The following is a 19,343-nucleotide window of genomic DNA, read 5'->3' on the forward strand; positions in this document are numbered from 1 at the left end:
ACGTGAAACATCAACGACGGCGAAGAACCGTGTGACGGTCAGCACCCTCACCGTAGGACTCGGAGACCAGACCGCGCTCCGCAGCGATATCGTGCACCAGCTTGCGCTCGTAGCTGGACATCGAAGGCAGGGATGCCTGGGACGAGCCCTCATCGAGCTTCGCGGCAGCGGCGTCGACCAGGGTTTCCAGCTGACGGCGACGAGTGTCGCGGGAGCCGGCGATGTCGAGGATCAGTCGCGAGAACGAGCCGGTCTTGCTCTGCACGGCGAGGCGCGTCAGCTCCTGCAGCGCCTGGACCGTCTCCGGAGCGGAGAGCACTGACAGCGCATCGCCTTCGGCCTCGACCGAGACATAGGCACGTCCCTGACGAACATCCAGGTTGAGGTCACCGTCGATATCGGCGATGTCGAGGAGCTCCTCGAGGTAGTCCGCGGCGACGTCGCCTTCGTTCTCGAGCTGAGCCACGGTGGGCTCGGCGTTGTCGGTCATGGTTTCGCTCATGAACCGCTCCCCTTCTTCTTCGCGCGCTTCTTACCTACCGGCTGCTGGCGCTTCGGTGCTTCTGCCTTCGCCTTCTCAGCCTCTTCGAGCAGACGCTGCTGCTCTGCCTCGTAGGCGGCCATCGGGACGACCTTTCCCGAGGAGTCGAGCGCCTTGCCCTTGCGTGCCAGACGCTCTTCACGAGCCTTGGCGGCTTCCGAACCGGGAGTCGGCATCTCGCGGATGACGAGGAACTGCTGGCCCATGGTCCAGAGGTTCGAGATGAACCAGTACACGACGACACCGAGCGGGAAGAAAATGCCCGAGAAGATGAAGCCGAGCGGCAGCACGTAGAGCATGATCTTCTGCATCTGGTACGCCTGGCCGGTCTTAGCTTCCGGAGACAGGTTCTTCGAGATGATCTGCAGCTGAGTGAAGAACTGCGAGCCGATCATCAGAACGACGAGGGTGACCAGGATGATGATCGCCGTGGTGTTCTGCGCATCGACCGCGTCGCCCAGTGTCTCGTGCAACGACGCCACACCGAAGAGCTTCGCGTCGTAGAACTCCTTTGTCAGCTCAGCGCTCAGCAAACCGACTCCACCGACACCATCGACGGCGTGTTTCTTCACATCGCTCAGCACACTGAAGAGTGAGAAGAAGATCGGCATCTGGACCAGCAGCGGAAGACAGCTCGACATCGGCGTCGTGCCGTGCTTCTTGTAGAGGCCCATGGTCTCGCGGCTCATGGCCTCACGAGAGAGCTGATCCTTCTTTCCGCGGTACTTCTCCTGGACTTTCCGCAGTTCAGGAGCGATTTCCATCATCTTGCGCTGGCTCTTGATCTGCTTCACGAAGAGCGGGATCAGAGCGGCACGGACGACTATGACGACACCGACGATCGAGAGTACCCAGGTCAGACCGGATGCCGCGGGCAGACCGACAGCGGTGAGAAGCCAGTGCCAGGCGACGAGGATCATCTCGACGACCCACTTGAGCGGCCACAGGATCGTGCCGATCAGGTCGAAGCCACCCGCCGCGGGCGCATCGCTGGGGGTGGTGCTGGCGAGCAGAAGGTCAAGACCCACCGTTCAGTCCTTTCGGGAAGGGACGACGAAACCGTGTGCGGTCAGGTCGTAGCGGAAGTGGTCGTGCGGACGGACGTCATCGACGCCGCCGGTGGTCCAGGGGTTGCAGCGGAGGATGCGCCATGCCGAGAGCGCCGCTCCCTTCACTGCGCCGTGCTGCTGCACCGCACCTACAGCGTAGGCGGAACAGCTGGGGTAGTACGCACAGACATCTCCATACATCGGGGAGATCACCTTGCGATACGCGGTCAGAAACCCCAGCACCAGATTGCGGGGGATCACGGGGATGCTGCGCACCAGGTCCTGCGAGCGAAGATGCGCAGTCCCGACCGACGAAGCCGGAAGGGCGCTCATGCCGACACCGCGTCGGACGCCGGCGTCAGCCTGCTCAGACAGCGATCGACATCGGCACGAAGCTCGGCAAACGATGCGGTGGCAGACGCAGGAAGGGCACGGATGACGACATCCGTGCCCTCGGGAACTCGCGGGAGCGCCTCCGCGCACACGGCCTTGAGCCGACGACGCACGGTGTTGCGCACCACAGCGGTGCCCACCTGCTTGCTGATGATGAATCCGAACCTCGCAGCTCTGCTCTCGCCCGTCGTCAACATCGAGGTGATGACGCGCGCCCCGCCACAACGGGAACCGCGACGAACGACCAGACGATAGTCGCTCCCGCGGGTCAGCCGATACGGGCGGGCGAGCACAGCAGACTACGCAGAGAGCTCGGTGCGGCCCTTCGCGCGGCGGGCAGCGAGGATGCCGCGGCCTGCACGCGTACGCATGCGGGCACGGAAGCCGTGCTTCTTGGCGCGACGACGGTTGTTGGGCTGGAAGGTGCGCTTGCTCATGGAATCACTCCGGGAATGCTGCCACCGGGTTCACTGCGACCGGAGACATGGGGTACTGCCAAAAATGGCATAAGTCAACCAAGTAAGGGTACGTCTTACCGACGCACAGAGCAAATCTGCGCGCTCACGTGGTGGTCTCCCGGTACGAACCGCACAGCCATTATCCACAACCGGACCACGCCCGGCAGGTGCAACACGCGCGCGTATTTTCAAGGGCAGGTTGCCGTTCACAGCCGGGATGACTACCGTGGCATCCTAAGTTATCCACAGGGGGAACAGCACGTCGACCCCGCCTCGATCACTCGTCCGGAGCGTCATGTCATCACCTGCCCAGCCCGACGTCCCCATCTGGACCACGGTGCAGGAGCTTCTGGTCGACGACGATCGAGTCACCCCGCAACTGCAGGGCTTCCTGAGCCTGGCCGTCCCGGCCGGTGTCATGTCGGCCACCCTCTACCTCGAGGTGCCGAACGACCTCACAGCCGCGCAGATCAACAAGAGACTGCGCCTGCCAATCATGGAGGCCCTCTCCCACATCGGTGAAGAGGTCACCTCCTACCGCGTCGTCGTGAATCACGAACTGGCCGAGCAGCAGACGGCACCGATCGCCGTCGGCGACTTCGGCCGGCACGAGCAGGTGCGCGTCGAGTCCCCGATGGAGCAGCCGACGCAGCTGCGCCATGAGTCCCGCCTGAACCCGAAGTACACCTTCGACAACTTCGTCATCGGGCAGTCCAACCGCTTCGCTCATGCCGCGGCGGTCGCTGTCGCCGAAGCGCCGGCCAAGGCGTACAACCCTCTGTTCATCTACGGCGACTCGGGCCTCGGCAAGACGCACCTCCTCCACGCGATCGGCGACTACGCACAGTCCCTCTATGCAGGAGTGAAGGTGCGGTACGTCTCGAGCGAGGAGTTCACGAACGACTTCATCAACTCGATCGCGAACAACCGCGGTGCCGCGTTCCAGGCGCGATACCGCGACGTCGACATCCTCCTGATCGACGACATCCAGTTCCTCCAGGGACGAGCCGAGACCCAGGAAGCCTTCTTCCACACCTTCAACACGCTGCACGACCACAACAAGCAGGTCGTCATCACCAGCGATGTCGCCCCGAAGCACCTGACCGGGTTCGAAGACCGGATGCGCAGCCGCTTCGAGTGGGGTCTCATCACCGATGTGCAGGCGCCCGACCTCGAGACGCGTATCGCGATCCTCCGGAAGAAGGCACAGAGTGAGGCGCTCCACATCCCCGACGAGGTCCTCGAGTACATCGCGACCGTGGTGTCGTCGAACATCCGCGAGCTCGAGGGCGCACTCATCCGTGTGTCGGCATTCGCCAGCCTGAACCGCTCCGCGCTCGACATCTCCCTCGCGCAGACCGTGCTCCGAGACATCATCGACACGGCCGAGGACAACATCATCTCGCCGACCGACATCATCACCGCCACCGCGCAGTACTTCAAGCTCACCGTCGACGACCTGTACGGCTCCAGCCGTTCGCAGCAGATCGCCACCGCCCGACAGATCGCGATGTACCTGTGCCGTGAGCGCACCAGCCTCTCGCTGCCCAAGATCGGACAGCTCTTCGGCAACCGCGACCACACGACCGTCATGTACGCCTACAAGAAGATCAGCGAGCTCATGAAAGAGCGACGCTCCATCTACAACCAGGTCACAGAGATCACCACGCAGCTCGGCCGACGCTGACACGCCGCGTCTCCGAGAAATGGGGAGGACAGCACCTGATCGGGTGCCGTCCTCCCCATTTTTGTGACACGGACAGGGGTTCTGATCCTCGGATAGATGCCTCTATGCACATGTGGATAACTTGTGGATGAAAGTGGATTCGGTCGGGACGAATGTGGGTTGATCACCCAAACCTGTGGATAACTCTGGGAGGGCGGTCCTCGGCCCACAACCCCCCAGCCCCCGGATTCCTCAGGGTTTCCACAACTGACAACTGTGTAGTTCCCTACTCGCTCTTGCTATCCACCGACTTATCCACAGTATCCACAGCTGTTAACACCGTTAAGGAGTTAAGTCATTCAAGGCGCGATCCGATCACCAGACGGTGGGGAGAACCGCCGGACGAACGACAAGAACCTCGGCGTAGGGATACGCCGGAGTGTGGGGCTAGCATGGGAAGCCCTGCACCGGCAGGGCAGACGACAACGCGTCACAGTTCGACGACAAGGGAGCACCCGTGAGGTTTCAGGTCAACCGCGATGTCTTCAGCGAGGCTGTCTCGTTCGTCGTCAAGCTTCTGCCGCAGCGCAACCCCCAGCCGATCCTGGCCGGAGTCCTGATCGAAGCCGATGGTTCCGGTCTGACACTCTCCGCCTTCGACTACGAAGCATCCGCGCGGACGACCATCGAAGCCACGGTGGAGACACCCGGCACGATTCTGGTCCACGGCCGGCTGCTCTCCGACATCGCGAGCCGCCTCCCGAACGCTCCGATCGAGATCGCGGTCGAGGAAGACGGCGGCATCGCCGTCACCTGCGGCTCCGCACGGTTCACACTCGCTGCCATGCCGGTCGAGGAATACCCGTCGATCCCCGAGGTGACGGGTTCTTCCGGTGTGGTTCCCGCCGACGACTTCGGCACCGCCATCTCCCAGGTCGGATTCGCCGCGTCGCGTGACGACGTGACCCCCGTGCTCACCGGTGTGCAGCTCGAAGTCTCCGGACACAACCTCAGCCTCGTCGCGACCGACCGCTACCGCGTCTCGCTGCGGGATGTGCCGTGGGACGGCGAAGCCGTCGAGGCCACCGCACTGGTTCCCGCACGCACGCTCCTCGAAGTGGGGAAGACCTTCGGTCACGCCGGCACGATCCAGGTGGCCTTCTCCGGAGCAGGCGACCGAGAGATCATCGCCTTCACCGCGGGAAACAAGACCGTCACTTCTCTCCTGATCAAGGGCAATTTCCCGCCCGTTCGCCGACTCTTCCCGGAGCAGACGGATCACTACGCGGTCGTCAACACGGCCGACCTGGTCGAGGCCGTCCGCCGAGTTTCTCTCGTTCTCGATCGCGCTGCCCCGCTGCGCTTCACTTTCTCCAGCGACAGCGTCACCATGGATGCTTCCGGGGGAGACCACGCACGCGCCTCCGAGTCCGTCGATGCGATCCTCTCCGGCGGCGACGAGGTCACGCTCGGCCTGAACCCGCAGTACCTCATCGAGGCCCTCGGCGCGGTGAAGAGCGAGTTCGTCCGCGTGACGTTCACCTCGAGCGACAACGCCAACAAGCTCAGCCCGGTGCTGATCACGAGTCAGACCTCCGTGGACCAGGCCGGCCTCGACTCGTTCAAGTACCTGCTTCAGCCCAACCTGCTCCTGCGCTGATCCTCTCCGCTACCTCCCTACCCGAAACGTTCCCGGATCGGCCGGCGCCTTGGCGCTCACGTAGATCCTTCGGGAGATGTGGTGATCCCGGAATGAGCATCGGGAGGGGCCCGCGAAGCGGGAGGGAACCCGCTTCGCGAGCGAAGGGCGCGTCGTCACCTGCGCCCCACATGAAAACCAGAGAAGAACCTGTGTCAGACCCCGAAGGTAGGCTGACTCCGTGATTGTGGAGCACCTGAGTCTGGTCGATTTCCGCAATTACGCGACCGCCGAACTCACCCTGCATCGCGGACCGAACGTCCTCGTCGGTCGCAACGGTCAGGGAAAGACGAATCTCGCCGAGGCCATCGTGTTCCTGGCGACGCTCGGATCGCACCGTGTCTCCTCGGATGCGCCGATGGTCCGTGACGGGCAGGAGTTCGCGGTGATCCGCGCGCGACTCTCGCATAGCGAGCGTCGTGTGCTCGCCGAGGTCCAGGTGAACAGGCAGGGATCGAACAAGGCTCGCATCAACGGATCGCCCTCGAAGCCGAACGAACTCCCCCGCTACGCACATGTGGTGCTGTTCGCTCCGGAAGATCTGCAGATCGTGCGCGGCGACCCCTCGGCTCGCCGCCGCTTCACCGATCAGCTCCTCATCCAACGCACTCCGAGGCTCGCGGCCGTCCTCGCCGACTACGACCGTGTGCTCAAACAGCGCAATGCGCTGCTGAAGTCTGCCCGAGCTCGCGGTGTCCGCGGCGAAGGATTGAGCACGCTGGATGTGTGGGACGACAAGCTCGTCTCGCTCGGGTCGGAGATCATCACGGCACGTCAGCGTCTCGCGGCGGATCTGCAGCAGCCGGTCGCCGATGCCTACGAGGCGATCGCCGGTGCCGATCATCGTCCGGAACTCGAGTGGGCGCTCTCCGTCGGCGGCGGCGACCCCGAAGAAGGAGAAGACGGTGGTGAAGGAGTCGAGGGCGGATCGGCCATCGACCGACTCGGCGATCCGCACCGCATCGCCGATCTCTTCCGCGCGTCGCTCGCAGCGAAGCGGTCGAACGAGCTCGATCGCGGGCTGACCCTCACCGGGCCGCACCGGGACGACCTGGTTCTGCGTGTTCGCGATCTCCCCGTGAAAGGCTATGCCTCTCACGGCGAGTCCTGGTCGGTCGCCCTCGCCCTCCGGCTGGCCTCGGCCGAGCTGCTGCGCAGCGAATCCCCCGCAGGCGACCCGGTGCTCATCCTCGACGACGTCTTCGCCGAGCTCGACGCCGATCGGCGTCAGCGACTCGCGGCCCTCACGGCCGGCTACGAGCAGGTGGTGGTGACGGCGGCGGTGGAGGAGGATATCCCCGAGGTGCTGCATGCCCACGTGGTGCGCATCAGCGCCGGAACGATCAGCGACGAACGGGAGGCGGCGGATGACTGACGCGGCTTCGACTCCCGCGGCCGAAGTTCCCGAGACGATCGGCACGTACCTGCGCCTTCGCGGCCTGCAGCCGAGCTCCAAGAGTTGGAAGCGCAAACGGCGCATCGCCAACGACGATGACAACGCTCCCTTCACTCCTGGGCGCGATCCTGGTGCTCTCGGCGCGGTGCTCGACAAGCTGAGCCGTGACTCCGGCTGGCAGATCGCCCTCGCTCGGGAAGATCTCGTCCGTCAGTGGGCCGATCTCGCCGGCGCCGACACAGCGAAGCACTCCGAACCCGTCTCCCTGGAGCGCGGCCTGCTCACCGTGAAGTGCGACTCGACCGCGTGGGCGAAGAACCTGCAGTTCATGCGGGCCACGATTCTCACGGAGATCGGCCGACGGTATCCCGACGCGGGGGTCGAGAATCTTCGCTTCATCGGACCGGACGTTCCCTCGTGGAAATGGGGTCCCAGAGCCGTTCCAGGACGGGGCCCGCGCGATACCTACGGGTAGGGCACCACGCAAGGGGGTCGAAACGCTCACAGGCCCACACACGGCCGTTGAGCGGCATTTCTCGACGAAACTCCGCTAGAATGGGAGTTCGTGATATCGATGTGGAGAATGCCCTCTGATGACGCCTGAATCCCCTGCTGACGAGACGGAATCGAACACCGGGGGAACCCCCGCAACCGAGGGCACCATTGCACCCAAGGCGAAGCAGCCTGGTGAGTACGGTGCGGATTCGATCCAGATCCTCGAAGGCCTCGAGGCTGTGCGCAAGCGCCCCGGTATGTACATCGGGTCCACCGGGCCTCGAGGACTCCACCACCTGGTCTACGAGATCGTCGACAACTCGGTCGATGAGGCTCTGGCAGGCTACGCCGACACGATCTTCGTCACGATGCTCGCCGACGGCGGCGTGCGCGTCGTCGACAACGGTCGAGGCATCCCGGTCGATCCGCACTCCTCCGACCCGAACAAGTCGACGGTCGAGGTCGTGCTCACGATCCTGCACGCCGGCGGAAAGTTCGGTGGCGGCGCCTACGCCGTCTCCGGTGGTCTGCACGGTGTCGGATCCTCCGTCGTGAACGCGCTGTCGACGCGCTTCGACGTCGAGGTGAAGCAGAAGGGATTCGTCTGGCGGCACAGTTTCGCCGACGGCGGCATCCCGCAGCAGAAGCTCGAGAAGGGCGAGGCGACGGACGAGACCGGGACGAGCATCACGTTCTGGCCGGACTCCTCGATCTTCACCGAGACCATCGAGTTCGACTACGACACGTTGCGCACGCGGTTCCAGCAGATGGCCTTCCTCAACAAGGGCCTCCGCATCGAGTTGCGAGATGAGCGCGAGTCCTCCGCCTACGAGGTCGAGGAAGACGGCTCGACCGTCACCAAGCAGCCGGGAGACGTGTTCTTCTACGAGCGCGGCCTGGTCGACTACGTCGAGTACCTCAACAAGGTGCGTCACGCCGAAGTCGTCAACGACGAGATCATCGCTTTCGAGTCGGAAGACACCGAGCGCAAGATCTCGCTCGAGGTCGCGATGCAGTGGACCACGTCGTATACCGAGAACGTGTTCACCTACGCCAACACGATCAACACCCACGAGGGTGGAACCCACGAAGAGGGCTTCCGCGCGGCACTGACCACCCTGGTCAACAAGTACGCCCGCGCGAACAACCTCCTCAAGGAGAAGGACGACAACCTCTCCGGCGACGACGTGCGCGAGGGACTGACCGCGGTCATCTCGATCAAGCTCGGAGAACCGCAGTTCGAGGGCCAGACGAAGACCAAGCTCGGCAACACCGAAGCCAAGGCCTTCGTGCAGAAGGTCGTCGGCGATCAGCTCGGCGACTGGTTCGAGCGAAACCCGAACCAGGCGAAGAACGTCATCCGCAAGGCGATCGACGCCGCGACCGCCCGCCTCGCGGCGCGGAAGGCGCGAGAGACCGCCCGTCGCAAGAGCGTGTTCGAGTCGGCGGCGATGCCCGACAAGCTCAAGGACTGCACGAGCAAGGACCCGTCGATCAGCGAGATCTTCCTGGTGGAGGGTGACTCGGCCGGTGGTTCCGCGGTGCAGGGTCGCGACCCGCACACGCAGGCGATCCTGGCGCTGCGAGGGAAGATCCTCAACGTCGAGCGCGCGCGTCTGGACAAGGCCCTGGGCAACAAGGAAGTCCAGGCGATGATCCAGGCCTTCGGCACGGGCATCGGTGAAGAGTTCGACATCGAGAAGGCGCGGTATCACAAGATCGTGCTGATGGCCGATGCCGACGTCGACGGCCAGCACATCACCACGCTGCTGCTCACGCTGCTCTTCCGCTACATGCGCGGACTCATCGAGGCCGGTTTCGTGTACCTCGCGATGCCGCCGCTGTACCGCCTGAAGTGGTCGAACTCCGCGCACGAGTACGTGTTCAGCGACGCCGAGCGCGACGCCCTGCTCAAGCATGGCATCGAGAACGGAAAGCGCATCCCGAAGGATGCCGGCATCCAGCGCTACAAGGGTCTCGGCGAGATGAACCCGAAGGAGCTGTGGGAGACGACGATGGATCACACCACGCGCACCCTGCAGCAGATCACCATCGAGGACGCCGCCGCGGCCGACGAGATCTTCAGCGTGCTGATGGGCGAGGACGTCGAGTCCCGACGCAGCTTCATCCAGCGCAACGCCAAGGACGTCCGCTTCCTCGACATCTGATGCCCGCGGGCTCAGACCAGATGTGTGACAGAGAGATTGATTCATGACTGACGAAGAACGCACCGAACCGGAACACGATCACGGCAAGATCGATCAGGTCGACCTGCAGTCGGAGATGCAGCGCAGCTACCTCGACTACGCGATGGCCGTCATCGTGGGGCGCGCGCTCCCCGATGTGCGCGATGGGCTCAAGCCCGTGCACCGCCGTGTGATCTACGGCATGTACGACGGCGGGTTCCGCCCCGACAAGTCGTTCTCGAAGTGCGCCCGTGTGGTGGGCGAGGTCATGGGCCAGTACCACCCGCACGGCGACTCGGCGATCTACGACGCCCTCGTGCGACTGGTGCAGCCGTGGTCGCTGCGGTATCCGCTCGCCCTCGGCCAGGGCAACTTCGGCTCGCCTGGCAACATGGGTGCCGCGGCCCCGCGGTACACCGAGACCAAGATGGCCCCGCTCGCGCTCGAGATGGTGCGCGACATCGAAGAAGACACCGTCGACTTCACCGACAACTACGACGGCCAGACGCAGGAGCCGACGGTCCTGCCGGCCCGGTTCCCGAACCTGCTCGTCAACGGCTCGGTCGGCATCGCGGTCGGCATGGCCACCAACATCCCGCCGCACAACCTGCGCGAGGTGGCCGACGCCGCCCTCTGGGCCCTCGACAACCCCGGCATCTCCCGTGAGGAGCTGCTCGAAGGTCTGATCCAGCGTGTTCCCGGACCGGACTTCCCGACCGGCGCGCAGATTCTCGGGAACAAGGGCATCCACGAGGCGTACCGCACCGGTCGCGGCTCGATCACGATGCGCGCGGTCGTCAACGTGGAGGAGATCCAGGGTCGTACCTGCCTCGTCATCACCGAGCTGCCCTACCAGGTGAACCCCGACAACGTGGCCGTGAAGATCGGCGACCTCGCCCGCGACGGCAAGATCACCGGTATCGCCGACATCCGCGACGAGTCCTCCGACCGCACCGGACAGCGTCTGGTCGTCGTGCTCAAGCGCGACGCCGTCGCGAAGGTCGTGCTGAACAACCTGTACAAGCACACCCAGCTGCAGGAGAACTTCGGCGCGAACATGCTCGCGATCGTCGACGGTGTGCCGCGCACCCTCGCGATCGACGGCTTCATCACGCACTGGATCTCGCACCAGATCGATGTGATCGTCCGGCGCACGGAGTTCCGTCTGCGCGAGGCCGAGAAGCGCATGCACATCCTGCGCGGATACCTCAAGGCGCTCGACGCGCTCGACGAGGTCATCGCGCTGATCCGTCGTTCGCAGACCACCGCGGATGCGAACGAGGGACTCCAGAAGCTCCTCGACATCGACGACATCCAGGCCGACGCGATCCTGCAGATGCAGCTGCGCCGCCTCGCCGCTCTCGAGCGTCAGCGGATCATCGACCAGGCCAACGAGCTCGAGGCCCAGATCACCGACTACAAGTCGATCCTGGCCGATGAGGGTCGTCAGCGCACGATCATCCGCGAAGAGCTGACCGGTATCGTCGACCGCTTCGGAGACGAGCGTCGCACGCACATCCTGCACGGCTTCGACGGTGATGTCTCGATGGAAGACCTCATCGCTGAGGAGGAGATGGTCGTCACCGTCACCCGCGAGGGCTACATCAAGCGCACGCGCAGCGACAACTACCGTTCGCAGCACCGCGGCGGCAAGGGCGTCAAGGGTGCGCAGCTGCGCGCGAACGACATCGTCGAGCACTTCTTCGTGACGACCACGCACCACTGGCTGCTGTTCTTCACCGACAAGGGTCGCGTCTACCGTGCGAAGACCTACGAGGTGCCCGAGGCCGGGCGCGATGCGAAGGGCATGCACGTCGCGAACCTGCTCGCCCTGCAGCCGGACGAGAACATCGCGCAGGTGCTCGACATCCGCGACTACCAGGTGGCGGACTACCTGGTGCTGGCGACGCGCGAGGGTCTGGTCAAGAAGACGCGACTCGAGGCGTACGACACCAACCGCCAGGGCGGCGTCATCGCGATCCGCCTGAACGAGGAGGACGAACTCGTCAGCGCGCTCCTGGTGAACGCCGAGGACGACATCCTCCTCATCAGCCGTCGCGGCATGTCGGTGCGCTTCGAGGCGACCGACGAGGCACTGCGTCCGATGGGTCGTGCCACGGCCGGTGTCCGGGGCATGAAGTTCAAGATCGACGAGGACTGCCTGCTCTCGGCATCCGTCGCAGCGCCCGGCAAGTTCGTCTTCGTCGTCACCGACGGCGGGTATGCCAAGCGCACCGCGGTGGAGGAATACCGCGTGCAGGGACGCGGTGGAACAGGCATCAAGGTCGCCAAGCTCAACGACGATCGGGGCACTCTCGCGGGTGGTCTGATCGTCTCCGAGGACGACGAGGTCTTGGTGGTTCTCTCCAGCGGCAAGGTGGTACGCTCTGCCGTGGCCGAGGTCCCCGCCAAGGGTAGAGACACCATGGGAGTGGTGTTCGCCCGTACGACGGAGGCCGACCGCATCCTCGCCATCGCCCGTAACGGCGAGCGTGGCCTCGCCGAAGACGAGGCGGAAGCGGAGGATGCCGAGACCCAGGCCCCCGAGACGACACAGACCCCCGAGGATACAGACGCATGAGCACAGTGGCCGACAAGCTGGCGAAGAAGTCGACCCGCAAGACCAGTGGCAAGCAGGTACGCCTCCGACTGGTCTACGTGGACTTCTGGTCGGCCGTGAAGCTCTCGTTCCTCGGAGCGGTCGCCCTCGCGGTCGTCACGATGGTGTCGTTCTTCCTCATCTTCCTGGTGTTCCAAGCGACGGGGATCATGACGACGGCGGAGAGCTTCCTGCTCGGCATCACCGACAACACCTTTGTTCTCTCCGAGGTCGTCGGTCTTCCCCAGGTGATGGCCTTCGCGGCTGTGGTCGCCATCCTGAACCTGATCGTCTTCACGGTGCTCGGCGCCGTGGTGGCCGGAATCTACAACCTCGCGGTGAAGGTGACGGGCGGACTGCTCGTCGGCTTCATGTCGAACTGATCCTCGGAACGGATCAGACGAAGGGCGGATGCTGCGGCATCCGCCCTTCGTCGTTCCTCGTCGCGGTGGTCGCTAGACGACGCCCGTGGTGCCGAGAAGGGTGCCGATGAGCCAGGTCGCGGCCAGGGCGAGCCCGCCGCCGATGACCAGTCGGATCGATGCGCGCACCGGCGCCGAACCTCCGATCTTCGCGGACAGCGTGCCCGTCACGGCCAGAGCCAGGAGGACGGCCACGAACGTGACCGGGACCCGCCACTCCGGGGGCGGAAGCAGGATGGCCAGCAAGGGCAGCAGCGCGCCGAGAGTGAAGGCGATCGCCGACGACATCGCCGCGTGCCACGGATTCACCAGGTCGTCCTGGTCGATGCCGAGCTCGACCTCCAGGTGCGCAGCCAGGGCGTCGTGCGCCGTGAGCTCCTCCGCGACCTGACGCGCCGTCTCATCGGAGAGTCCACGGTCGCGGTAGAGCTGAGTGAGCTCGTCGAGCTCCGCTGCGGGCATCGTGCGCAGCTCTTCGCTCTCCTTCGCGATGAGGGCACGCTCACTGTCGCGCTGGCTGCTCACCGAGACGTACTCGCCGAGCGCCATCGAGATGGCTCCACCCACGAGGCCGGCGATTCCCGCGGTGAGGAGTGCAGCGTTGTCGGTCGTCGCGCCGGCGACTCCGACCACGAGCGAGGCGACCGAGACGATGCCGTCGTTCGCGCCCAGCACCCCCGCGCGCAACCAGTTCAGTCGCTGACCGAGCCCGGCGCCGTGCGGCTCCCCTTCGTGTGTCGTCATGCCCCCAGTGAAGCAGATCGGCGATGGGGATGTGACGAGGGTGCCCAGTTCGACTCCGAAGCGACAAGAAAGCCAAAGAAGAACATGCGTTTGGCTTTATGAGCTCTCCTGATCTCCCAGCTGAGCAAGCCGTGACGATAGATCGTTCGTCGGGTGCCAAACGATCGGGTGTTTGGCCACCCCGCGGGTGAGTAGTCCGAACGACTCTAGGTATGAGAGATCGTTCCTAGCCGTTTGGGTGGAAACTCGATAGCGGTTGGCGATCTCGATCGCAGTGATTCCTGAAGGAGATTCTCGCGTGAGCCATTCGAGGATTTGAGTCTGACGCATATTGAAGTCCCGGACAGCGCTGCGAAGCGCGGACTGCACCCGCTGCGATTCACGCTGGCGGCCTTCGATGTAGAGGTCGAGCTCGTCGAGAGCCCGTGCGATCACGTGGAGCTGGTGGAGGATGAAGTACGTGAGGTCATTGCCGTCATCTTCGGTGTATTGGTAGCTGTCGCCATACTTTCCGGGAGCGGCACGGAGGATCTTTGATATCGCAAGGTACTCGGCCAGCCAGTACCCGTTGTGAAGCATCGACCAGTAGAAGGACGTTCGGGCGATCCTGCCATTTCCATCAGCAAAGTAGTGGTCATACCCGAACATGAAGTGGGTGATGATCGCGCGGACAATGGGAGGGATGTAGGGCGATTCGGACGACGAGCCGTTCGCGAAGGCGCTGAGCTCTCCTAGGCGATCGGGAAGCTCCTCTGCCGGAGGTGGTATGTGAACTTGGACCTCCTCTGCCCAAACGCTTACTCGCTCGTGCTCAGGAGTTTCGATGCGTCCGGCATCTGCGGGGTCGCTCAGGGTTCCTTCGGTAAGGATTCGGTGCAGTTCAAGAATCCACCCGGGCGTGAGCGGGTCACTCGAGAGCTCGGTGACCTGGCGCATAGCGCGGTAGTTGTTGAGGATCATTCGTTCGGACTTAGTCCGCGGGTCTCGTCCAGTGCTCAGGAGCTCCACGGCGACCCGCCGGGTCGTAGAAGCGCCTTCAAGTTGACTCGATGTGATCGCTTCTTCAACGAGAGATCGAACAATGAACTGATCGCGGCCGCCCGGGGTCATGGCAGTGCCGCCCCCGGCTACGCTGCCTCCGGCTCTGCGTCCGATCTCCTCGGTGAGTTGCAGAACTTCGTCGGTCATCGCGAAGGTGAAGGACGATCCGTCCTTTGCTCGCAACGGCACCGTTCGCATCTGGGCACTGCGCTGGAGCTTGAGCCGAAACCACCACTCATCATGAGTGAGGCCGTCTGGCGGAGTCCGGCGGATCAACTGCTCCCAGTGGAGGTAGCGCGAGTCGTCCAGTGGAGGGGTGAACAGGAGCCCACGCACACTATCGGCGTCCTTGTTGAGCACACGTGACTGAAGTTCAACAAGATCTGGAGCCGGATGACGTAGCGGCATGAGTCGATGTCCTCCTGTTCAAAGCATGACAAAACAAAAGACTTGTCCTCTTTTGTTATCTAACTGTACTGCTGAAGAGTGTCAACGAAGCAGGAAGAGACGAGCGGGCATGTTACGGAAAACCCGAATCGGAGTGTCCGGTTGACTCGGTGTCGTGCTCACCCGGCCCGCCGTACCTTGGAATCATGACCACTCAGACTGCGACCCCGGCTCCCGCAACGGCGGTGAAGCCGCCGTTGCGCATCTTCCTCACGATCCTGCACCTGGCAGGCGTCGGCATCCTCGGCGGTGCCATCTTCAGCATGCTCGGCGGGCTCCTCGGCACCGGCCTCGGCCTCCTCTTCGCCGCGGGCATCGGCCTCGTCCTGCTGGTGGGACTGGTCTACGCGTTGTACGGACTCGGCTGGTTCGAGGTCGCGCGCGTCGGCACGCTGTACCGCACGCCGATCGCTCCGCTGCGCCTGCAGCCGCGCGACCGCCCCGGGTTCGTCGGCTGGTTGCGTGCGCTCGGACGTCAGGCGATCGACGGGCGCATGTGGCGTGCGATCGCCAACTTCGCCATCTCCGCACTGCTCGGCTGGGTCGTCCTCCGTCTGTTCTGGGGCCTGGTGTGGTCGATCATCATCTCGTTCGCTCCCCTCACCGCGGCAGACTCCGTCATGGGGCCGTTCGGCGGCGGAGGCATCCCCGTCGCCTGGGCTCCCCTGGTCGGCATCCTCGGCATCGCGGCGTGCGTCGTCGGCATGATCGGGCTGGCCATGCTGCATCGCACCCTGTCGCTCGCGATCGTGATCCGCAGCAAGGAGACCGAGCTCACCGAACGCGTGCGTACCTCCACGGCGCAGCGGGAAGGCGCCGTGCGGGCCGCCGACGTGGAGCGCACCCGCATCGAGCGCGACCTGCATGACGGCGTTCAGCCCCGACTGGTCTCGGTCGGCATGACCCTCGGACTCGCGCAGCAGAAGATCGATAGCGATCCCGACGCCGCGAAGGAACTGATCAACGAGGCCCACACCTCCACCAAGGCAGCCATCACCGAGCTGCGTCAGCTGGCCCGCGGCATCCACGCTTCGGTGCTTGACGACCGCGGTCTCGACGCTGCTCTGTCGGCACTCGCCGGACGCTCGCACATCCCCGTGCACCTCGATGTGCGCATGGAGGGTCGCTGCAGTCGCGAGGCCGAGGCCGCCGTGTATTTCTCCATCGCCGAATCCCTGACCAATGCGGCGAAGCACTCGCGGGCCAGTGAAGCGCGGGTGATCGTGCGGCTCCGCGAGGGCAACACCCTCTGGGCGCGCGTGGAGGACAACGGCATCGGTGGCGCGCAGGTGCAGCCGGGAGGCGGACTCGACGGGATCGCCAACCGCATCCTCGCCGCGGGAGGAACCTTCCGCCTCGACAGTCCGCAGGGCGGACCGACCAGTCTGGAGGTGAACGTCCCATGCGCATCCTGATCTGCGAGGACTCGGTCCTGCTTCGAGAAGGTCTGGTCCGTCTTCTCGAAGACGCCGGCCACGACGTGGTCTCGGCCCTCCCCGACATCGAAGGTCTCGACCAGGCCGTCGCCACCACGACGCCCGACCTGTGCATCCTGGACGTACGCCTTCCGCCGACATTCACCGACGAGGGCATCCGTGCCGCGCTCGGTCTGCGCTCGACGCATCCGACGCTCGCGATCCTCGTGCTCTCGCAGTACGTCGAGGAGCGGTACGCCTCGGATCTGATCGCAGCGCAGGGGGGTCCGCTGGGCTACTTGCTCAAGGACCGCGTCGCCGATGTCTCCGAGTTCCTCGCCTCCGTGCAGCGGATCTCCGAGGGGGCCACCGTGCTCGACCCCGAGGTCGTCGCGCAGCTGCTGACCCGTCGCAACCGGGACGACCGGATGCTGCGGCTCACCGAGCGCGAACGCACCGTGCTCGCTCTGATCGCGGAGGGGAAGTCGAACCAGGCGATCGCCGGGATCCTGTTCCTCTCGGAGGCCAGTGTCGAGAAGCACATCACCTCCATCTTTCAGAAGCTGGGCTTCGAGCAGGACGAGTCGGGAAACCGCCGCGTGCTCGCCGCCCTCGCCCACATCGAGAACACCGGTGGCCCGACGCCGCCGACCGGCCAGACAGGAGTGGCACGATGACCACCGACAACAACGGCACCCAGGGCGAGCACACCCCGCTCACCCCTCCGCCCGCATCCCCTCCCCAGGCGCCGGCATCGCCGTCCGCTCCGACGCCTCCTCCTCCTTCCGGCGGTGGACGATCGTCGGGGGCCACCGCGGTCATGGTCGTGACCGCGGTCGTCGGCGGGCTCGCCCTGCTCGGGGCCGGGGGAACGGCAGCAGCCGCGGCGGCCGGGACCATCGTCTCCTCGAGCCGTCCTGATTCCGTGCAGAGCGTGGAGGTCGACGGACTCGAGAGCGTCGACGTGTCCGCCGACGCGAGCAGCATGCGGGTCGAGTTCGGCGATGTCGACGAGGCGACGCTCGCCATCACGAACGGCCGCGGTACGCCGTGGACGTTCGAACGCGACGGCGATGAGCTGGTCGTGCGGAGCCCCCAGGGGGTGTTCGGCTGGTGGATCGGCGGCTGGTTCGGCGACGAGGAGATCGCGGTGCTCACCCTCCCCGAGAGCCTGCGTGACGCGCGACTCGATGCCGACCTGAACCTCGATGCCGGCAGCCTCGACGTGGTCGGCGACTTCGGAGTGCTCGATGTGAGCGTGAGCGCCGGTGCGCTCGATGTCGAGGGAGCCGCGAAGGAACTCGACGTGCAGATGAGTGCGGGTCGCGCCGACATCCTCCTGGACGGCGTCATCATGGCCGATCTGGGTGTCTCCGCGGGTGATCTCACGGTGGAGCTGACGGGGACCCCTCCGACGCAGACGGCAGTCGACGTGAGCGCAGGGACCCTGGATCTGACGGTTCCCGACGTCGAGTACGCGATCACTCAGGACATCAGTGCCGGCACGTTGAACGCCGAGATCGAGGAGGCATCGAGCTCGCGCAGGAGCATCGACGTCTCGCTCTCGGCGGGTACCGCGACCATCAGACCGGGCCGCTGAACACGGTCGAGGGGGAAGACACTCCCGGGTGCTCCCCCTCGATTCGGATTTTCCGTGTTTCTCCGGTAAAGTCTTGGAGGTTGACGGGGCTATAGCTCAGGCGGTTAGAGCGCTTCACTGATAATGAAGAGGTCCCAGGTTCAAGTCCTGGTAGCCCCACTCCTTAACTCAAGAAAATCCCTTACGGGGCCTTAGCTCAGTTGGTAGAGCGCCTGCTTTGCAAGCAGGATGTCAGGAGTTCGAATCTCCTAGGCTCCACAGGATCGAGAAGCCCCCGGCACCTGCCGGGGGCTTCTTCTTTTCCTGCGCTGTCAGTCGAGATCGATCTCGTAGTGGATCATCCCCGACCGGGAGGCGACGCGATCGTAGAGGCCGCGGGCGGTGGTGTTTGATTCCGCCGTGAGCCAGTAGAGCTTCGCTGAGCCGTGCTGCTCGGCCCAGGCACGTACGTGAGCGATCAGTGCCCGGCCGACTCCGCCGCCACGAACCCCGGGAGCGACGAAGAGGTCCTCGAGGTAGCAGTAGTCCGTCATCGTCCACGTTCCCTGGTGTGTCAGCCAGTGCACGATGCCGACCGCGGCGCCGCGGTCGTCGCGCGCGATCGCTCCGCGGATGCCAGACCCGGGGTCGACGAGCCTTCGGAAGGTCGCCGCGGTGGTCGCGTCATCCAGGTCGGTCTCGTAGAAGGCCAGGTATCCCCTCCACAGGGCGTCCCATTCGGCGCGGTCGTCGGCAGTGATCGGCGCGATCGTCGTCATGAGTCGAGAGTAGCGAGTGTGGGCGGAGACGTCATTCGACAGGACGCAGTGCCTGCAGGATCGTGGCGTGCCGCACGAGGAAGGTGCGCTCATCGAGCTTCTTGCGACGCAGCCAGGCGGTGACCTCGTCGTTGTGCTTGCTCGCATTGCAGGAGGCGCACGCCGGGACCACGTTCTGGAGCGTGTAGCGGCCGCCGCGCGACACGGGCTGGATGCAGTCGCGCTGCAGAGCGGCGCCTTCGCCGCCGCAGTAGGCGCATCCGCCCCAGGCCTCCATGAGGTCGTACCACTGCTCGTCGGTGAGGTCGTTGTCGACGCGCGCGAGCCGATTCTGTCGGCGCTTGGCATAGCGTGCACGGGTCGCCGGCGACACATTGGCGGAAGAGACCTTGCGGCGGCGGCGCATGGCCCGATGTTATCGCGGTAGGGAGCGG

At 64.8% G+C, this 19,343-nt stretch carries 19 protein-coding genes and 2 tRNA genes; 12 read left to right on the forward strand and 9 right to left on the reverse strand.

All coding sequences use genetic code 11. The features are described from left to right. Positions 1 to 10: 10 nt before the first annotated feature. Genes ACP699_RS11500 through rpmH form a run of 5 tightly spaced genes read right to left on the reverse strand, consistent with a single transcriptional unit; the run spans position 11 to position 2,420 of the window. Positions 11 to 502 carry a protein jag gene (locus ACP699_RS11500; RefSeq protein WP_017829909.1) on the reverse strand — a complete coding sequence of 164 codons (492 nt, stop codon included), beginning with the start codon at positions 500 to 502 and terminating at the stop codon, positions 11 to 13. Continuing rightward, positions 499 to 1,569, reverse strand: coding sequence for a membrane protein insertase YidC (gene yidC / locus ACP699_RS11505; RefSeq protein ID WP_426171216.1), 1,071 nt, complete (start codon positions 1,567 to 1,569; stop codon positions 499 to 501). Before yidC ends, ACP699_RS11500 begins: the two co-directional genes overlap by 4 nt. 3 nt (positions 1,570 to 1,572) lie before the next feature. Next, positions 1,573 to 1,923 carry a membrane protein insertion efficiency factor YidD gene (gene yidD / locus ACP699_RS11510; protein WP_302793955.1) on the reverse strand — a complete coding sequence of 117 codons (351 nt, stop codon included), beginning with the start codon at positions 1,921 to 1,923 and terminating at the stop codon, positions 1,573 to 1,575. Continuing rightward, positions 1,920 to 2,276 carry a ribonuclease P protein component gene (gene rnpA, locus ACP699_RS11515; protein WP_031205843.1) on the reverse strand — a complete coding sequence of 119 codons (357 nt, stop codon included), beginning with the start codon at positions 2,274 to 2,276 and terminating at the stop codon, positions 1,920 to 1,922. Before rnpA ends, yidD begins: the two co-directional genes overlap by 4 nt. 6 nt (positions 2,277 to 2,282) lie before the next feature. Then, positions 2,283 to 2,420, reverse strand: a complete 138-nt coding sequence (gene rpmH / locus ACP699_RS11520) for a 50S ribosomal protein L34 (RefSeq protein ID WP_013584598.1) — start codon at positions 2,418 to 2,420, stop codon at positions 2,283 to 2,285. 439 nt (positions 2,421 to 2,859) lie between these two features. Here rpmH and dnaA point away from each other — a divergent pair, with 439 nt between their 5' ends. The 7 genes from dnaA to ACP699_RS11555 all read left to right on the forward strand — a co-directional run bounded on the left by dnaA (position 2,860) and on the right by ACP699_RS11555 (position 12,865). Then, on the forward strand, positions 2,860 to 4,128 hold the full coding sequence (gene dnaA, locus ACP699_RS11525) for a chromosomal replication initiator protein DnaA (protein ID WP_372446043.1): 1,269 nt from the start codon (positions 2,860 to 2,862) through the stop codon (positions 4,126 to 4,128). 496 nt (positions 4,129 to 4,624) lie between these two features. Continuing rightward, positions 4,625 to 5,767, forward strand: coding sequence for a DNA polymerase III subunit beta (gene dnaN, locus ACP699_RS11530; protein ID WP_055871541.1), 1,143 nt, complete (start codon positions 4,625 to 4,627; stop codon positions 5,765 to 5,767). 220 nt (positions 5,768 to 5,987) lie between these two features. Beyond that, positions 5,988 to 7,181: a DNA replication/repair protein RecF gene (gene recF / locus ACP699_RS11535; RefSeq protein ID WP_426171221.1), complete on the forward strand. Its 1,194-nt coding sequence runs from the start codon at positions 5,988 to 5,990 to the stop codon at positions 7,179 to 7,181. Further along, on the forward strand, positions 7,174 to 7,677 hold the full coding sequence (locus ACP699_RS11540) for a DUF721 domain-containing protein (RefSeq protein ID WP_426171223.1): 504 nt from the start codon (positions 7,174 to 7,176) through the stop codon (positions 7,675 to 7,677). Before recF ends, ACP699_RS11540 begins: the two co-directional genes overlap by 8 nt. Before the next feature lie 118 nt (positions 7,678 to 7,795). Beyond that, positions 7,796 to 9,865, forward strand: coding sequence for a DNA topoisomerase (ATP-hydrolyzing) subunit B (gene gyrB, locus ACP699_RS11545; RefSeq protein ID WP_174799515.1), 2,070 nt, complete (start codon positions 7,796 to 7,798; stop codon positions 9,863 to 9,865). 43 nt (positions 9,866 to 9,908) lie between these two features. Further along, complete coding sequence (gyrA, locus tag ACP699_RS11550; RefSeq protein WP_055875450.1) at positions 9,909 to 12,464, forward strand: DNA gyrase subunit A; 2,556 nt, start codon at positions 9,909 to 9,911, stop codon at positions 12,462 to 12,464. After that, positions 12,461 to 12,865, forward strand: coding sequence for a DUF3566 domain-containing protein (locus tag ACP699_RS11555; RefSeq protein ID WP_017829919.1), 405 nt, complete (start codon positions 12,461 to 12,463; stop codon positions 12,863 to 12,865). Before gyrA ends, ACP699_RS11555 begins: the two co-directional genes overlap by 4 nt. Before the next feature lie 72 nt (positions 12,866 to 12,937). On the opposite strand, the gene ACP699_RS11560 is transcribed toward ACP699_RS11555, so the two are convergent. Further along, entirely contained in the window at positions 12,938 to 13,648 is a 711-nt protein-coding gene (locus ACP699_RS11560; RefSeq protein ID WP_055871553.1) for a VIT1/CCC1 transporter family protein, read from the reverse strand. 96 nt (positions 13,649 to 13,744) lie between these two features. Beyond that, entirely contained in the window at positions 13,745 to 15,049 is a 1,305-nt protein-coding gene (locus tag ACP699_RS11565) for a Fic family protein (protein ID WP_400647912.1), read from the reverse strand. A 233-nt stretch (positions 15,050 to 15,282) separates the two neighbouring features. Between ACP699_RS11565 and ACP699_RS11570 the strand changes: the two genes are divergently transcribed. From ACP699_RS11570 to ACP699_RS11590, 5 genes are all read left to right on the forward strand, one after another. After that, positions 15,283 to 16,551, forward strand: coding sequence for a histidine kinase (locus tag ACP699_RS11570; protein ID WP_426171227.1), 1,269 nt, complete (start codon positions 15,283 to 15,285; stop codon positions 16,549 to 16,551). Continuing rightward, positions 16,539 to 17,228, forward strand: a complete 690-nt coding sequence (locus tag ACP699_RS11575; RefSeq protein ID WP_055875456.1) for a LuxR C-terminal-related transcriptional regulator — start codon at positions 16,539 to 16,541, stop codon at positions 17,226 to 17,228. The genes ACP699_RS11570 and ACP699_RS11575 overlap by 13 nt, the downstream gene beginning before the upstream one ends. Further along, the gene (locus ACP699_RS11580; protein ID WP_127481377.1) at positions 17,225 to 18,151 is read left to right on the forward strand and encodes a hypothetical protein; all 927 of its coding nucleotides are present in this window, start codon (positions 17,225 to 17,227) and stop codon (positions 18,149 to 18,151) included. The genes ACP699_RS11575 and ACP699_RS11580 overlap by 4 nt, the downstream gene beginning before the upstream one ends. Before the next feature lie 85 nt (positions 18,152 to 18,236). Then, positions 18,237 to 18,310, forward strand: a tRNA-Ile gene (locus ACP699_RS11585). 26 nt (positions 18,311 to 18,336) lie between these two features. Further along, positions 18,337 to 18,409, forward strand: a tRNA-Ala gene (locus tag ACP699_RS11590). Positions 18,410 to 18,462: 53 nt separating this feature from the next. Here the strand turns inward: ACP699_RS11590 and ACP699_RS11595 are convergent. Next, complete coding sequence (locus ACP699_RS11595; protein ID WP_055871564.1) at positions 18,463 to 18,909, reverse strand: GNAT family N-acetyltransferase; 447 nt, start codon at positions 18,907 to 18,909, stop codon at positions 18,463 to 18,465. 31 nt (positions 18,910 to 18,940) lie between these two features. Next, entirely contained in the window at positions 18,941 to 19,315 is a 375-nt protein-coding gene (locus ACP699_RS11600; protein ID WP_127481378.1) for an HNH endonuclease, read from the reverse strand. Positions 19,316 to 19,343 lie beyond the last annotated feature (28 nt).

The sequence above is a fragment of the Microbacterium sp. DWRC1-3 genome (assembly GCF_049896645.1).
In the GTDB taxonomy this organism is placed as follows: Bacteria; Actinomycetota; Actinomycetes; order Actinomycetales; family Microbacteriaceae; genus Microbacterium; species Microbacterium maritypicum.

Bases quoted from the DNA above. Each gene is read 5' to 3' on its own strand.
- ACP699_RS11540 (WP_426171223.1), top strand. From the start codon at position 7,174: ATGACTGACGCGGCTTCGACTCCCGCGGCCGAAGTTCCCGAGACGATC.
- ACP699_RS11575 (WP_055875456.1), top strand. From the start codon at position 16,539: ATGCGCATCCTGATCTGCGAGGACTCGGTCCTGCTTCGAGAAGGTCTG.
- gyrB (WP_174799515.1), top strand. From the start codon at position 7,796: ATGACGCCTGAATCCCCTGCTGACGAGACGGAATCGAACACCGGGGGA.
- dnaA (WP_372446043.1), top strand. From the start codon at position 2,860: ATGTCGGCCACCCTCTACCTCGAGGTGCCGAACGACCTCACAGCCGCG.
- ACP699_RS11595 (WP_055871564.1), bottom strand. From the start codon at position 18,909: ATGACGACGATCGCGCCGATCACTGCCGACGACCGCGCCGAATGGGAC.
- ACP699_RS11600 (WP_127481378.1), bottom strand. From the start codon at position 19,315: ATGCGCCGCCGCCGCAAGGTCTCTTCCGCCAATGTGTCGCCGGCGACC.
- gyrA (WP_055875450.1), top strand. From the start codon at position 9,909: ATGACTGACGAAGAACGCACCGAACCGGAACACGATCACGGCAAGATC.
- rpmH (WP_013584598.1), bottom strand. From the start codon at position 2,420: ATGAGCAAGCGCACCTTCCAGCCCAACAACCGTCGTCGCGCCAAGAAG.
- yidD (WP_302793955.1), bottom strand. From the start codon at position 1,923: ATGAGCGCCCTTCCGGCTTCGTCGGTCGGGACTGCGCATCTTCGCTCG.
- ACP699_RS11560 (WP_055871553.1), bottom strand. From the start codon at position 13,648: ATGACGACACACGAAGGGGAGCCGCACGGCGCCGGGCTCGGTCAGCGA.
- ACP699_RS11580 (WP_127481377.1), top strand. From the start codon at position 17,225: ATGACCACCGACAACAACGGCACCCAGGGCGAGCACACCCCGCTCACC.
- ACP699_RS11555 (WP_017829919.1), top strand. From the start codon at position 12,461: ATGAGCACAGTGGCCGACAAGCTGGCGAAGAAGTCGACCCGCAAGACC.
- ACP699_RS11570 (WP_426171227.1), top strand. From the start codon at position 15,283: ATGACCACTCAGACTGCGACCCCGGCTCCCGCAACGGCGGTGAAGCCG.
- ACP699_RS11500 (WP_017829909.1), bottom strand. From the start codon at position 502: ATGAGCGAAACCATGACCGACAACGCCGAGCCCACCGTGGCTCAGCTC.